The organism is Streptomyces sp. NPDC047079, from assembly GCF_040643755.1.
In the GTDB taxonomy this organism is placed as follows: domain Bacteria; phylum Actinomycetota; class Actinomycetes; order Streptomycetales; family Streptomycetaceae; genus Streptomyces.
Genome location: NZ_JBEYUZ010000002.1, coordinates 199,606 through 212,356, shown reverse-complemented (window position 1 = coordinate 212,356; position 12,751 = coordinate 199,606). Strand labels below are relative to the sequence as shown.

At 71.8% G+C, this 12,751-nt stretch carries 15 protein-coding genes; 6 read left to right on the top strand and 9 right to left on the bottom strand.

Going from position 1 to position 12,751, the window contains the following annotated elements; translation table 11 throughout:
• Window positions 1-68 precede the first annotated feature (68 nt).
• Entirely contained in the window at window positions 69-455 is a 387-nt protein-coding gene (locus ABZ823_RS03490) for an STAS domain-containing protein (protein WP_361653207.1), read from the top strand.
• On the opposite strand, the gene ABZ823_RS03485 is transcribed toward ABZ823_RS03490, so the two are convergent.
• Entirely contained in the window at window positions 348-1,355 is a 1,008-nt protein-coding gene (locus ABZ823_RS03485) for a sigma-70 family RNA polymerase sigma factor (protein ID WP_361653205.1), read from the bottom strand. The two genes, ABZ823_RS03490 and ABZ823_RS03485, sit on opposite strands and share 108 nt — an antisense overlap.
• Window positions 1,356-1,504: 149 nt before the next feature.
• Complete coding sequence (locus ABZ823_RS03480; RefSeq protein ID WP_361653203.1) at window positions 1,505-2,776, bottom strand: MFS transporter; 1,272 nt, start codon at window positions 2,774-2,776, stop codon at window positions 1,505-1,507.
• A 62-nt stretch (window positions 2,777-2,838) separates the two neighbouring features.
• Between ABZ823_RS03480 and ABZ823_RS03475 the strand changes: the two genes are divergently transcribed.
• Complete coding sequence (locus tag ABZ823_RS03475; RefSeq protein WP_361653201.1) at window positions 2,839-3,801, top strand: LysR substrate-binding domain-containing protein; 963 nt, start codon at window positions 2,839-2,841, stop codon at window positions 3,799-3,801.
• A 16-nt stretch (window positions 3,802-3,817) separates the two neighbouring features.
• On the opposite strand, the gene ABZ823_RS03470 is transcribed toward ABZ823_RS03475, so the two are convergent.
• A complete protein-coding gene (locus ABZ823_RS03470) occupies window positions 3,818-4,579 on the bottom strand; it encodes an alpha/beta hydrolase (RefSeq protein ID WP_361653199.1) in 762 nt (253 codons plus the stop codon).
• 113 nt (window positions 4,580-4,692) lie between these two features.
• On the opposite strand from ABZ823_RS03470, the gene ABZ823_RS03465 reads away from it, so the two are divergent.
• Both ABZ823_RS03465 and ABZ823_RS03460 read left to right on the top strand, forming a co-directional pair.
• Window positions 4,693-5,847 (top strand): adenosine deaminase, encoded by a 1,155-nt coding sequence (locus ABZ823_RS03465; protein ID WP_361653197.1) that lies wholly within the window; start codon window positions 4,693-4,695, stop codon window positions 5,845-5,847.
• Between the two features lie 131 nt (window positions 5,848-5,978).
• Window positions 5,979-6,317 (top strand): ATP-binding protein, encoded by a 339-nt coding sequence (locus ABZ823_RS03460; protein WP_361653195.1) that lies wholly within the window; start codon window positions 5,979-5,981, stop codon window positions 6,315-6,317.
• 99 nt (window positions 6,318-6,416) lie between these two features.
• Here the strand turns inward: ABZ823_RS03460 and ABZ823_RS03455 are convergent, their stop codons facing one another.
• From ABZ823_RS03455 to afsQ1, 5 genes are all read right to left on the bottom strand, one after another.
• Entirely contained in the window at window positions 6,417-6,623 is a 207-nt protein-coding gene (locus ABZ823_RS03455; RefSeq protein ID WP_361653193.1) for a PspC domain-containing protein, read from the bottom strand.
• A gap of 145 nt (window positions 6,624-6,768) precedes the next feature.
• Window positions 6,769-7,320: a VanZ family protein gene (locus ABZ823_RS03450; RefSeq protein WP_361653191.1), complete on the bottom strand. Its 552-nt coding sequence runs from the start codon at window positions 7,318-7,320 to the stop codon at window positions 6,769-6,771.
• 100 nt (window positions 7,321-7,420) lie between these two features.
• On the bottom strand, window positions 7,421-8,035 hold the full coding sequence (locus ABZ823_RS03445) for a hypothetical protein (protein ID WP_361653189.1): 615 nt from the start codon (window positions 8,033-8,035) through the stop codon (window positions 7,421-7,423).
• Window positions 8,032-9,594: a HAMP domain-containing sensor histidine kinase gene (locus ABZ823_RS03440; protein WP_361653187.1), complete on the bottom strand. Its 1,563-nt coding sequence runs from the start codon at window positions 9,592-9,594 to the stop codon at window positions 8,032-8,034. Before ABZ823_RS03440 ends, ABZ823_RS03445 begins: the two co-directional genes overlap by 4 nt.
• Window positions 9,591-10,268, bottom strand: coding sequence for a two-component system response regulator AfsQ1 (gene afsQ1 / locus ABZ823_RS03435; protein WP_361653185.1), 678 nt, complete (start codon window positions 10,266-10,268; stop codon window positions 9,591-9,593). The genes ABZ823_RS03440 and afsQ1 overlap by 4 nt, the downstream gene beginning before the upstream one ends.
• Window positions 10,269-10,529: 261 nt before the next feature.
• Between afsQ1 and ABZ823_RS03430 the strand changes: the two genes are divergently transcribed.
• Window positions 10,530-11,306, top strand: coding sequence for a SigE family RNA polymerase sigma factor (locus ABZ823_RS03430; protein ID WP_361653183.1), 777 nt, complete (start codon window positions 10,530-10,532; stop codon window positions 11,304-11,306).
• Between the two features lie 266 nt (window positions 11,307-11,572).
• On the opposite strand, the gene ABZ823_RS03425 is transcribed toward ABZ823_RS03430, so the two are convergent.
• Window positions 11,573-12,208: a uridine kinase gene (locus ABZ823_RS03425; RefSeq protein ID WP_361653181.1), complete on the bottom strand. Its 636-nt coding sequence runs from the start codon at window positions 12,206-12,208 to the stop codon at window positions 11,573-11,575.
• Between the two features lie 129 nt (window positions 12,209-12,337).
• Here ABZ823_RS03425 and ABZ823_RS03420 point away from each other — a divergent pair, with 129 nt between their 5' ends.
• Window positions 12,338-12,739, top strand: coding sequence for a hypothetical protein (locus tag ABZ823_RS03420; RefSeq protein WP_361653179.1), 402 nt, complete (start codon window positions 12,338-12,340; stop codon window positions 12,737-12,739).
• The last annotated feature ends 12 nt before the right edge of the window (window positions 12,740-12,751 follow it).

Sequence of the window (12,751 nt, the reverse complement as noted above, 5' to 3'; positions counted from 1 at the left end):
GGGGCGTGTTTCGAAAGCCCCGTCGTCGGCCCCCCGGATGACTTGCCCACGCCGCGATCCCCCGCCCGATGACTTCGGGGTGTCGCGGCCGTCTACCGAACGTGGACGCGACAACACCCGCTGTGCTGTATCTGCCCGCCTCCCTCGGCCGTGACGAGACCCCGGCGCTGTGCGCGGACGTGCGGGCGCTGCTTGTGTCCGGTGGGGCGGAGGTCGTGGTGTGCGACGCGTCCGGGCTGGGCCCACCGGCACTCGCGACCGTCGACGCGCTCGCCCGGCTCCAGCTCGCCGCACGGCGTGCCGGGGGCCGCATCCGGCTGCGCCACCCGGCCCCCGCCCTGCGCGCGCTAATCGATCTGACCGGCCTCCCCTTCGAGCTGGAGGGGCAGGCCGAACAGCGGGAACCAGCGCTGGGTGTCGAGGAAGCAGTGGAACCCGGAGATCCTGCCGTCTGACATCTCCAGGACCTGGACCGCCCAGGCCGTGAAACCGCCGGTGTCCGGGTCCGGCTTGTACTGGGCGAAGCCCGGCAGTCCGTTGACCGCGACCGGCACCAGATGGGAGCCCGCGCAGGCGGAGCCGAGCGTGGTCATGAAACCGGTGATGTCCGCCGTGCCGCGCAGCCACAGGTCGAACGGCGGCATCGTCATCACCGCGTCCTCGTGCAGCAGGGTCGTCAGCGCCGTCATGTCGTACCCCTCGAAGGCCGCCACATAGCGCTCCAGGAGTTTCTGCTGCTCCGCGTCCAGGGGGTCCGAGACGGCGGCGTCGGCCCCCTCGCCCGCCCGCTCCGTCAGCGTCGCACGCGCCCGCTGCAGCGCGCTGTTGACCGAGGCGACCGAGGTGCCGAGCAGCTCGGCGACCTCGCTCGCCCGCCAGGCCAGCACCTCGCGCAGGATGAGCACCGCGCGCTGCTTGGCGGGCAGCTGCTGCAAAGCCGCCATGAAGGCCAGGCGGACCGACTCCTTGGCGACCGCCGCCTCCGCCGGGTCGTCGGTCGTCGGCAGGACGCGCGCGTCGGGCATCGGCTCCAGCCACGTGCTGTCCGGGCGCGGGGAGAGGGCGGCCTGCGCGAGGGGCGTGGACTCGGTCAGGTCCATCGGGCGGGCGCGCCGGTTGCCGGCGCTCATCATGTCCAGGCACACGTTCGTCGCGATCCGGTACAGCCAGGAGCGGAGCGAGGAGCGGCCCTCGAACTTCTCGTAGCTCCGCCAGGCGCGGACCATCGTTTCCTGGACCGCGTCCTCGGCCTCGAAGGAGGAGCCGAGCATGCGGTAGCAGTATCCCGTCAGCTCGGTCCTGTGCTTCTCCAGCCGGACGTCGAGGTCCTCCACCGTCGCCGTACCGTCACCCATGGTCCACCCACCCAGCGGCCGTCCCTGTCGCGCTCCGTCGCGCCCCAGCACTCCGGAAGCTACTCCAGCCCACTGACAACGGCCCCGAAGCGCACGAAAGCGCAGCTCAGGAGCTCGGACCCGGCCTCGGGGAGCAGGCTCCGGCTTCCTCAGACCGCCGCGAGCCGCCGCTCGGTGCGGGCCGCCCGTGATCCGAACACCGTGATCGTCACGACGCCGAGCACCGCCAGGACGCCCATGCCCATCGTCCCGGGCCAGCCGCCCGCGTGGAACGCCATCGCGCCGACGGTGCTGCCCGTGCTGGAGCCGATGTAGTAGGACGACTGGTACAGCGCGGACGCCTGGGCACGACCCCGTTTCGCCGTGTGGCTGACCGCCGCCGACGCCACCGCGTGGCCCGCGAAGAAGCCCGCCGTGATCAGGACCAGACCCAGAAGGACCAGCGGGAGCGAGGGCGCCAGGGACAGGAGCAGACCCGCCGTCGTGGTGGCGGCCCCCAGGTAGAGCGCCCCGCGGCGACCGAGTCGGCTCACCAGCCGGCCCGACGTCGACGCCGACACGGTACCCACCAGGTACACCAGGAAGATCGAGCCGATGATGCCCTGCGGCAGCCCGAACGGCTCCTCCGTCAGGCGGTAGCCGATCACGGTGTAGACGCCGCCGAACACCACCATGAACAGCGCGCCGATCGCGTAGAGCCGGCACAGCAGCGGGTTGGCCAGATGGTCGCGGACCGTGCGGGCCAGCACCCGCAGGCGCAGCGACCCCGGCGTGAAGTGGCTTGGCGCAGGCAGCAGCAGACGGAAGGCGACCGCGCACGCCACGGCGATCACCCCGATCGTGCCGACGGAGACCCGCCAGCCCCACTCCTGCGCGACCCAGCCGGTGATGACCCGGCCGCTCATCCCGCCCACGCTGTTACCGGCCACGAACAGGCCGATCGCCGTGACCAGGGCCTTGGGGCTGACCTCCTCGGCCAGGTAGGCGGTCGCCGACGCGGGCAGCCCGGCCAGTGCCGCGCCCTGGACGGCGCGCAGCGCGATCAGCGCACCGAGTGACGGGGCGAAGGGGACCAGCAGCCCGACCGTCACCGCCACGGCCAGCGAGGCCGTCATCAGCGTCCGCCGTCCGAACCGCTCCGAGAGCGCGCTCATGGGGAGGACGAACAGCGCCAGTCCGCCCGTGGCGCCCGACACCGTCCAGCTCGCCGCGCTCGCCGTCGCCCCGAAGTCGTGGGAGACGAGGGGCAGCAGGGCCTGCGTGGAGTAGAGGAGGGCGAAGGTCGCGACCCCGGCGAGGAACAGGGCGAGGCTCATGCGGCGGTAGCCGGGGCCACCCGGGCTCAGACGGGAGTCGGCGGCGGGGGTGGGCGCGGGATCGGCGCCCACGGTGGTGGACGCCCCGGTATCGGCGGCAGGCATACCTCGAACGTACGGACCCGCTCTTCATCCGTCCAATGCACAGAAACCCCATAATCGTTCCCATGGTGCATCAGCAGAGGTCGACCGCTCGCCTGTCACCGTCCAGTGACACAAGTGACGTAGAAGACATCGTCGCGCTGCTCGCGCCACGCTTGGCGCACTTCGCCGGGGTCGCCCGGACCGAGCACGTCACGCGTGCCGCGCAGGAGATGCAGGTCCCCCAGTCCACCCTGTCGCGCGCGCTCGTCCGTCTCGAGCAGGACCTCGGCGTCGAGCTGTTCGCCCGGCGCGGGCGCACGCTCGCCCTCACCCCCGCCGGCCGCACCTTCCTCGTGTCCGTCGAGCGGGCTCTCGCGGAGATCGAACGGGCCGTCGAGGAGGTCCGCGCGGACGCCGACCCGGCCACCGGCAAGGTCGCCTTCGGCTTTCTGCACACGATGGGCGCCGAGACCGTGCCCGGCCTGCTGCACGCCTTTCGCGCCGACCATCCGCGGGTGCGCTTCAGCCTTGTGCAGAACTACGGCGAGGCGATGCTGGAGAAGCTGCGCGCCGGGGAGCTGGATCTGTGTCTGACCTCCCCTGTGCCCGACGCCCCCGATCTGGTCGCCCGTCGTCTCGACGAGCAGAAGCTGCGGCTCGTCGTCCCCGCCGACCACCGGCTCGCGGGCCGTCGGCGCATCCGGCTCGCCGAGGCCGCGGACGAGACCTTCGTGACCCTGGAACCCGGCTACGGGCTGCGCCGCATCACCGACGACCTGTGCCGCGAGGTGGGGTTCAAGCCGCGCGTCGCCTTCGAGGGCGAGGAGGCCGAGACCCTGCGGGGTCTCGTCGCGGCGGGGCTGGGTGTCGCGCTGCTGCCGCCGCCGGCGGTGCCGCGGCCGGGGGTCGTCGAGCTGACGGTCACGGCGCCCCGGGCGGTGCGGGAGATCGGTGTCGCGTGGCTGGAGGGGCACGTCGACACGCCACCGGTGGCGGCCTTCAAGAGGTTCCTGCTGTCGAGGAGAGGGCGGCTGCTGCACCACTGAGCCGCGGCCGGCGTCCTCATCTGCGCAACGACCGGCCGAACCCCGCCGCCAGCGGCATCCGCAGCCCCAGGGGCGGGGGAGCCGCGAGCGCGTCCTCCACCGGACGGGACAAAGGCCGCCCGAAGAGTGTGCCCATCACGAAGTCCTCGGCCAGCGCGTGTACTTCGGAGCGGTACTGGTGCAACCCGTGCCCGTCCGCGTGCACCTCGAAGCGGCAGATGTCGCGGTTGGCCTTCTTCGCGCGTGCCGCGAGCCGGAAGGACAGCTCGGGGTCCGTGCGCTCGTCGTTCGTGCCGTGCACGATCAGCACCCGCCGCCCGACGAGCTGTTTCACCGGTTCGGGCGAGGCGGCCACGTCGTCCTCCGGCAGCCAAGGGGACAGTGCCAGCGCGGAGTTGACGGCCGGGTGCCCGGCCGCGTGGAGCGCCGCCCGGCCGCCCATGCCCATCCCGACCAGACACACCGGTACGTCCCCATGGCGTCGTACGACCTCGTCGGCGGCCCACGCGGCGTCCTGCGCCGGGTGCGCCTCGCTGCCGTTCCAGCCGCGGTAGCGGTAGTGCACCACATGGGTGACCAGGCCCTCGCCATGACCGGCCCGGGCCAGGCGACGGCCGAGCCCGAGGACGGAGGCGGTGGCGAGCAGGGCGAAGGGTCTGCGGGCGGAGACCTCGTCGCCGCCCGGGAGCAGCAGCACCGCGCCGCTCACTGTCGTCGGCTCCGGGCCGAGCGCCCTCCCCAGCCGTGCCCTGCGAACCGGCGTCGCTTGGTGTGCCATGACAGAACAGTGTCAGAAGCGACGGTGTACGCGACCCGTCCTGGGGGTCACCTTTGCGTATCGACGTGCGGCCCCACCCCACGCTCTACGCGCGTAGGCGTTATGGTGCGGAAATGACGAGCCAGCACCAGAACACCCCGAGCTGGGATCAGATCCGCCGGGCGCCCAAGGTCCTGCTGCACGACCATCTCGACGGGGGCCTGCGCCCCGGCACGATCGTCGAACTCGCCCGGGAGACGGGCTATGCGCACCTGCCCGAGACCGACCCGGACAAGCTCGGTGTCTGGTTTCGCGAGGCCGCCGACTCCGGCTCCCTGGAGCGGTATCTGGAGACCTTCTCGCACACCGTCGGGGTGATGCAGACCCGGGACGCGCTGGTGCGGGTGGCGGCCGAGTGCGCCGAGGACCTCGCCGAGGACGGGGTCGTCTACGCGGAGGTGCGCTACGCGCCCGAGCAGCATCTGGAGGGCGGGCTGACCCTCGAAGAGGTCGTCGAGGCGGTCAACGAGGGCTTCCGGGAGGGCGAGCGGCGGGCGAAGGGGAACGGCCACCGCATCCGCGTCGGCGCCCTGCTCACCGCCATGCGCCACGCGGCCCGCTCCCTGGAGATCGCCGAACTGGCCAACCGCTACCGCGACCTGGGTGTGGTGGGCTTCGACATCGCCGGCGCCGAGGCCGGTTACCCGCCCACCCGGCACCTCGACGCCTTCGAGTACCTCAAGCGGGAGAACAACCACTTCACCATTCACGCCGGGGAGGCCTTCGGACTGCCGTCCATCTGGCAGGCGTTGCAGTGGTGCGGCGCCGACCGGCTCGGGCACGGGGTGCGCATCATCGACGACATCCGGCTCCTCGAGGACGGCTCGGTGAAGCTCGGGCGCCTCGCCTCGTACGTACGCGACAAGCGCATCCCGCTGGAGATGTGCCCCAGCTCCAACCTCCAGACCGGCGCCGCCGACTCGTACGCCGACCATCCCATCGGGCTGCTGCGGCGGCTGCATTTCCGTGCCACGGTGAACACGGACAACCGTCTGATGTCGGGGACGAGCATGAGCCGGGAATTCGAGCACCTGGTCGGGGCTTTCGGTTACACGCTCGACGACATCCAGTGGTTCTCGGTCAATGCTATGAAGTCAGCATTCATTCCTTTCGATGAACGACTGGCCATGATCAATGACGTCATCAAGCCCGGCTATGCCGAGTTGAAGTCCGAATGGCTGTTCCGGCAGACGGCCTCCACCAGCGCTTTTACGGACACCGAGGGCTGACGAGGTCCCTTTCCCGGCGGCCGGGAAACAACGATCCGGCTCCACGGAGGCGTTTGCGGAGCCCGCTTCACCGTGCTTACGGTTCCGGGACCGCTCACATCCCCGTCATCGGATCCAAGGACGCATTCATCATGAAGCAGTCTGCTGCCACAACCCTCGGGGTCGCCGCCCTCGGTGCCGTCTTCGCCGCCGCGGGCGCGGGCGTCGCGAGCGCGGCCCCGGCCGTGCCGGACATCGCCGGGCCGGACACCGCGACCCAGGCGCTGCCGCTGGGCAACGCCACCGGGGCGCTTCCCGGCGCCGGTGAGGTGCTCGGGCAGGGGCAGCGTGCCCTCGGCACCGCGGTGCCCGCCGTGGGGAAGGCCACGGCCGACGGGCCGGCCGCGCCGGTCGGCGGACTGCTCGGCGGCCTGCCCGTCAAGACGCTGCCCCTGCACGGCCTGCCGCTGAACGGCATCCCGCTGGCCTGACACGGCCTCGACCCAGACGCCGATGGGCGCCCCCGACTCGATCGGGGGCGCCCATCGGCGTCATGGCGTCACGGAGTCCGGCGGACGGACCGCGTCCTTTCACCAGGCCGTGCGGGCCCCCGCCTTGTCCTCCGACGGGAACAGGATCCACAGGGCTATGTAGAGCAGGAACTGCGGGCCCGGGAGCAGGCACGACAGCAGGAAGATCACCCGCATCGTGGTCGCGGAGGTGCCGAAGCGCCGTGCCAGCGCTGCGCACACTCCGCCGATCATCCGTCCGTGCGTGGGGCGGGAAAGGGCGGTCATGGTGGCTCCTTCGCGAACCGTGGCAGGAAGCGGCTCCCGGCGGCTGCCGGGACATCCGGTCGGCGTCCAAGTCCTGGGGCGGTGTCGATGCCCTCGACTTCCGACGTGTTCCACGCTACGAGGACGAAGCGGGAGAAGCGTCACTCTAAGGGGCTATTCCGACCCTGGGGATCGTCGGGGTCCGACCCTGAGCCGTCTCCTCCCGCGGGTGGGCGTCCCCCCGCCGCGACGCGGCCCGGCGGCGGAGCAGGGCCCGGGCCGCGGGCACGACCAGCACATGGGCCAGTGCCACCCCGGCGGTGTTCAGCAGGATCGAGTCGATGTCGGCGACCTGGCCGGGCACCCCGGTCTGCACCAGTTCGATCCCCAGCGAGATCAAGGTGCCTGAGGCGACCGTACGGGCCATCGAGGCGAGCGGCGAGACGGCGAGCCTGCCGCCCGCCATCGGCAGCAGCACCCCGAGCGGCGCGAGCAGCGCGAGCCCCTCGCCGATACGGCGGGCGGCCTCCGGCCAGCCCAGCGCCAGATCGGCTCTGACACCGGCCAGCGGATGCAGATTGGCGGGCCTCACCCAGGGCACGTCCAGCGGGCGCATGGTGATCCAGGCGACGAGGGCCAGATGCGCGACGAGGAGGACACCCCCAGCCACACGGATGCGGATCACGGCGCTGCCGCCGTCTGAGCCTTGACGCTGCACGCTCCCCTAGACGCCACGCCCGGCGGGATCGGTTCCCCTTCCACCCAGGTGCCCGTCCGCTGCCCGGCGCCCCGGCCGTCGTCGGCGCATTCCCCGCGGCTCAGCCGCCGGGAACCTCCGTCGACGGTGGTGCCACGGTGCCCGGGCGGGAGCGCACCTCGGCCGTGCACTCGTAGCGGCGCAGCGGTTGTCGGTCCGGGCCGCCCAGCACGACGGTGCCGTCGTCGGCGGTGGTCGCCTCCGAGTCGGCGAAGGTACAGACGATCTGGGCGAGGCCGTACGAGGTGAGGTCCTCCGGGCGGGTGCTCAGCCGGAAGGTGTCCCCCGGGTCCGTGCCGCGCGGACCGCCGACCTTGATCCCACCGGGGACGTCCGTCACGTATCCCGCCTGCTTCTCCGCGGACGAGGGCTTCTCGGTGAGCTGGTCGAGCAGCCCCTGCGCGACCAGCACCCGGCGCGCCGCCTCCGCGGCGCCGTCCGGGATGCGCACCAGACGGTCGACCGTCACCAGCTGTGACGCGCACAGCAGGAACACCTGGACCGGTATGCCACGGCCCGCCCGCGTCGAGGGTTCGGTGCCGGACAGGGCGCACGGCACCCGGGACGGCGCGGGGCCGAAGTCCGTCGGCACCTGGGTGGCGCGGATGCCGCAGCCGGTCAGCAGCGTGGCCAGCACCGCGGTCGCCAGCCAGGGGCGTCCGCCTCGTATGTTCATCGGGCGCTCCCCTTGGTGGCCTTCCCGTTCCGCTTCTCCTCCTCGACCAGCGGTGACGCGTCGCGCGGCAGGCGCAGCGTGAACACCGCCCCGCCGTCAGGGGAGTTGGCGGCGGTGATCTCGCCGCCGTGGATGTGCGCGTTCTCCATCGCGATGGACAGGCCGAGGCCGCTGCCCTCGGAGCGCGGCCGCGAGGCGCTGGCCTTGTAGAAGCGGTCGAAGACGTGCGGCAGGACGTCCTCCGGGATGCCGGGACCGTGGTCCCGCACCCTGACGAGCAGCTCCTCGCCCTCCTCGCGCACGGACACCCGCACCGGCGAACCTCCGTGCTTGAGCGCGTTGCCGATCAGGTTCGCCAGGATCACGTCGAGCCGGCGCGGGTCGAGTCGGGCCATGATGCCCCGCTCGGCGTCCAGTTCGACGGCGTCCAGCCAGGCGCGGGCGTCGATGCACGCGGTGATCTGGTCGGCGATATCCACGTTGTCCAGGACCAGCCGGGCCGTGCCGGCGTCGAAGCGGGTGACCTCCATCAGGTTCTCGACGAGGTCGTTCAGCCTCCGGGTCTCACTGACCACGAGCCGTACGGCCGGCTCGATCATCGGGTCGATGCCACCCGTCTCGGCGTCCAGTTCCTCTTCCAGGACCTCGGTGACGGCCGTGATCGCCGTGAGCGGCGTACGCAGCTCGTGGGACATGTCGGCGACGAAACGCCGGGAGGCCTCGTCGCGGGCGCTCATGTCCGCGACGGTCTTCTCCAGGGACTCGGCGGCACGGTTGAACGTCCGTGAGAGCTCGGCGAGTTCGTCGGTGCCGGACACCCGCAGCCGGGTGTCGAGCTTGCCCTCGCCCAGGCGCCGGGCCGCGATGCCGAGGCGGTGCACCGGCTTCAGCACGGTCGTGGCGGCGGCCTGCGCGAGCAGCGCCGAGCCGACCAGCGCGAGACCGGTGGCGATACCCAGCGACCAGGCCAGCGAGTTGAGGTCCTTCGCCTCCGGCTCCAGGGACTTGAGCATGTAGCCCGTCGGGCCGCCGCCTATCACCTTGGCGCCGCCCACCAGGTACGGCTTGTCGTCCTCGACGATGCGCTGCCAGTACAGGTGGTAGGCGTCCTTGCCGCCCGACGACTCCTGCTGCTTGTCCACCGCCTTCCGCAGCGACCCGGGCACGTCCTCCAGCGTGAAGGTGTCGAGGTCGGAGTTGCCGGTCACGGTCGTGCCGTGCTCGTCCTGCGCGACCAGCAGCACGCTGAAGCGCTGGCTGCTGTTCGCCATCTGCCCGGCGGTGTACTGCAACTGGTCCCGCGTGGGGTGCGCCGGCAGCGATGTCGCCCGGTTCTGCATCTCCTGCTGGAAGTCGCGCAGCACGGCGTCCTGGGTGCGGGTGAGCACGGCCTCGCGGTTGAGCCAGTACGCGATGCCGGAGGCCGACACCGCCGCGGTCAGCGCGACGAGCCCGAACACCACGACCAGACGCAGTCTGAGGCTGGTGAAGCGCAGGCGTGACTGCACCGCCCTGCGTGCGGCGGCCCAGCCGCCAAGTCGCCTGTGCGGATCGGTCACTGAGGAACGTCCAGCCGGTAACCGACGCCACGGACGGTACGGATCAGCGTGGGGGACGACGGCACGTCCTCGACCTTGGCGCGCAACCGCTGCACACACGCGTCGACGAGCCGGGAGTCGCCCAGGTAGTCGTGCTCCCACACCAGGCGCAGCAACTGCTGCCGGGACAGGGCCTGCCCGGGCCGCCGGCTCAGCTCCAGGAGCAGCCGCAGCTCCGTCGGCGTCAGCTGCAGGTCCTCGCCGTTCTTGGTGACCGTCATCGCCGACCGGTCGATGACGAGGCTGCCGAAGGTCGCCGAGTCGCTGGCCTCCCGCTCGCCGCGCCGCAGCACGGCCCGGATCCGGGCGTCGAGGACCCGCCCCTGCACGGGCTTGACGACATAGTCGTCGGCGCCGGACTCCAGCCCGACCACCACGTCGATGTCGTCGCTGCGCGCGGTCAGCAGGATGATCGGCAGCTGGTCGGTGCGCCGGATGCGCCGGCACACCTCGAAACCGTCGATGCCGGGCAGCATGACGTCCAGCACGATCAGATCCGGCCGCTGTTCGCGCAGCAGCTTCAGGCCGTCCTCTCCGGTGGCAGCGGTGGCCACACGGTGTCCCTGGCGCGTCAGTGAGAGCTCCAGGGCCGTTCGGATGGCGTCGTCGTCCTCGATCAGCAACAGGGAAGGCACGGGGGCCATTCTGGCCCATACCCCGGCTGTCTATCGACTGCCGAGGCGCCCCGGCCCTCCCGACCGTCCGGGACGCCGGACGCGGTAACGGCCGCGTAACCGTACGACTCTTCTCCGTGATGACCCTGTGTCACTGCCGCGGGCAGCCCCTGTGACAGCTCTGTGACAGTCGGCGGACACGGCCATGAAGTCGCCCGGGCAAGCTTTTCGACACAAGCAAGGCCGCACGGAAGACCGGGAATCCACGACGGGGGGCGCACGATGAACACGCTGCACAGCACCACTACGAGCGCAGTTGTCACGCGTCTTCACGACGTCACCCGGAACACCGAGAAGTCCGGCGTCGCAGGGGGCGCCTCCCTGCTCGAGCGGAGTCGCGAGCTCGGGGGAGGGCGGGGGTGCGCTCGCGGTGCCGGGCGTCAGCACACCGCATATATGACGGTGGTTGACGCGCACACGGGGGAAGCTCACGGGGGAGCCGCGTACGGGGAGGCATCGGGGGAGCGTCGCTCGGTGACGGAGGCGGAGTTCACCGCCTACGTCGAAGAGCGCCGCGCCTCCCTGTACGCAACCGCCTACCACCTGACCGGCGACCGCTTCGAGGCCGAGGACCTGTTGCAGAGCGCACTGTTCTCGACGTACCGGGCCTGGGACCGGATCAGTGACAAGGCCGCGGTGGGGGGCTATCTGCGGCGGACGATGACCAATCTGCACATCAGCGCGTGGCGCCGCCGCAAGCTGAACGAGTACCCGACCGAGGAGTTGCCGGAGACCGCCGGCGACACGGACGCGATGCGCGGCACCGAACTGCGCGCCGTCCTGTGGCAGGCGCTCGCCCGGCTGCCCGAACTCCAGCGCACCATGCTGGTCCTGCGCTACTACGAGGGCCGCACGGACCCGGAGATCGCGGAGATCCTCGACATCAGTGTCGGCACGGTGAAGTCCAGCATCTGGCGGTCGCTCCGCCGGCTGCGCGACGACGAGGTCCTGAGCTTCGGCCGTGACCAGGAGGAGTCCTTCGGCGAGTTGGTCGCCTGAGGGACGGGGGGCACGGGGGAACACCACCGCCGGCGATACGGGGGAGTGCCGCCGCGCGGGAGTGGGGGGAGGTACCACGGGGGAGGTACGGGGGAGCAGTACCACGGGGGAAGCACCACCACGGGGGACACGCGGGGGTGCGGGGGAGAGCGGGACTGGAGGGCCGGGGGGTCCGTCCAGTCCCGCTTTTCGTCGCCCTGCCGCCTGTCCTGCCACGGGCTCGGCCGGGGCGCGAGCACGCCCCTGCCCCGGTCGGCCGACCGGCCTCAGGCCGCGGCCCTGGCCGGTACGGGCCGGCCCACGGCCGCCGAGGCGAGCCGGCTCAGCGCCTCGTCCCGGTCGCAGGGATAGGCGCCGAGAGCCGTCTGACGGGCCACGATCGACCGCTCGGCGCGCATCAGCCGCCAGCCGCGGCGCAGCAGGAACGGGACCGACTTGCGGCCCTCCTGGAGGTCGCGCACAAAACGGCGCCGGAACGTGGTCAGGGCCCCGCGCGTCAGGCACAGCGCGTCGGCGAGCAGGCCCAGTTCGCGGCAGCGCGCCACGATCTCCGCGGCGAAGATGCCCTCCGCGATGAACACCGGCGCACCGTCGATGTCCAGCGTCTCCTCGCCCGTGCGTGCGCTCAGTGCGATGTCGTACACGGGCACCGTCGTACGGCCCGTGGCGCACAGTTCGGCGAGGGCCTCGACCGCGACCTGCGCGTCCCACGACTGCGGATGGTCCCAGTCGATGTCGGAACTGCCCTCCACCACAGGCAGCGTCGGGTCGTCGCCCTCCTTGTAGAAGTCGTCGAGCCGCAGGACGGGAAGCCCGGAGCGGGCGGCGACGAGGGACTTGCCGGAGCCGGAGGGGCCGCACAGCAGCACGACGCGGGCGGTGACCGGAGGATGAGGACTCACGAGACACCAGTCTGACGCATTCCGTACACCGTGCGGACCCCGCGGGTCGGCGTTTGGAGCACAGATCACACCTCAACTACCCTGCGTACCGACATCATTACTCTCCGCAGTGAAAAGGTGGCAGCAGCCATGGCACGACACGCCTCCCCCAAGAACCCCACCGCTCGGCGCGCCCTCGTCCTCATCGCGACCGCGGGCGCCGCGCTGGGGGCGGGCTCGGCCGCGGCGTCGGCGGACAGCGCCCCGGTCCTCGACGTGATGCGCACCCGGCCCGTGTCGCTCGACCAGGCAGGGCGGCAGCAGGGTCTGCCGGAGCTGACCGGAGTCGTGGGACGGGTCACCGAGCCGCTCTCCGACCTCAAGCCCAACCCGCTGGCGGGCACGGCCGTCGACCCGCTGGACAACGGCGTCGCCACGCAGATCGCCGACTTCAAGCCGCTGTCGTCGCAGACCCTGACCCGGCCGGTGGTCCAGGCGCAGTCGCTCGGCAGCGTTCCCGTGGTCGGCCAGGTGCTGCGCGGGGCGCGCTGACCGCCCACGAGG

What these genes read in the sequence shown, in the direction of transcription:
- ABZ823_RS03445 (WP_361653189.1), bottom strand. Translation starts at nt 8,035, where the DNA reads ATGAACATACGAGGCGGACGCCCCTGGCTGGCGACCGCGGTGCTGGCC.
- ABZ823_RS03430 (WP_361653183.1), top strand. Translation starts at nt 10,530, where the DNA reads ATGAACACGCTGCACAGCACCACTACGAGCGCAGTTGTCACGCGTCTT.
- ABZ823_RS03475 (WP_361653201.1), top strand. Translation starts at nt 2,839, where the DNA reads ATGGTGCATCAGCAGAGGTCGACCGCTCGCCTGTCACCGTCCAGTGAC.
- ABZ823_RS03490 (WP_361653207.1), top strand. Translation starts at nt 69, where the DNA reads ATGACTTCGGGGTGTCGCGGCCGTCTACCGAACGTGGACGCGACAACA.
- ABZ823_RS03485 (WP_361653205.1), bottom strand. Translation starts at nt 1,355, where the DNA reads ATGGGTGACGGTACGGCGACGGTGGAGGACCTCGACGTCCGGCTGGAG.
- ABZ823_RS03460 (WP_361653195.1), top strand. Translation starts at nt 5,979, where the DNA reads ATGAAGCAGTCTGCTGCCACAACCCTCGGGGTCGCCGCCCTCGGTGCC.
- ABZ823_RS03465 (WP_361653197.1), top strand. Translation starts at nt 4,693, where the DNA reads ATGACGAGCCAGCACCAGAACACCCCGAGCTGGGATCAGATCCGCCGG.
- ABZ823_RS03420 (WP_361653179.1), top strand. Translation starts at nt 12,338, where the DNA reads ATGGCACGACACGCCTCCCCCAAGAACCCCACCGCTCGGCGCGCCCTC.
- ABZ823_RS03455 (WP_361653193.1), bottom strand. Translation starts at nt 6,623, where the DNA reads ATGACCGCCCTTTCCCGCCCCACGCACGGACGGATGATCGGCGGAGTG.
- ABZ823_RS03470 (WP_361653199.1), bottom strand. Translation starts at nt 4,579, where the DNA reads ATGGCACACCAAGCGACGCCGGTTCGCAGGGCACGGCTGGGGAGGGCG.
- ABZ823_RS03480 (WP_361653203.1), bottom strand. Translation starts at nt 2,776, where the DNA reads ATGCCTGCCGCCGATACCGGGGCGTCCACCACCGTGGGCGCCGATCCC.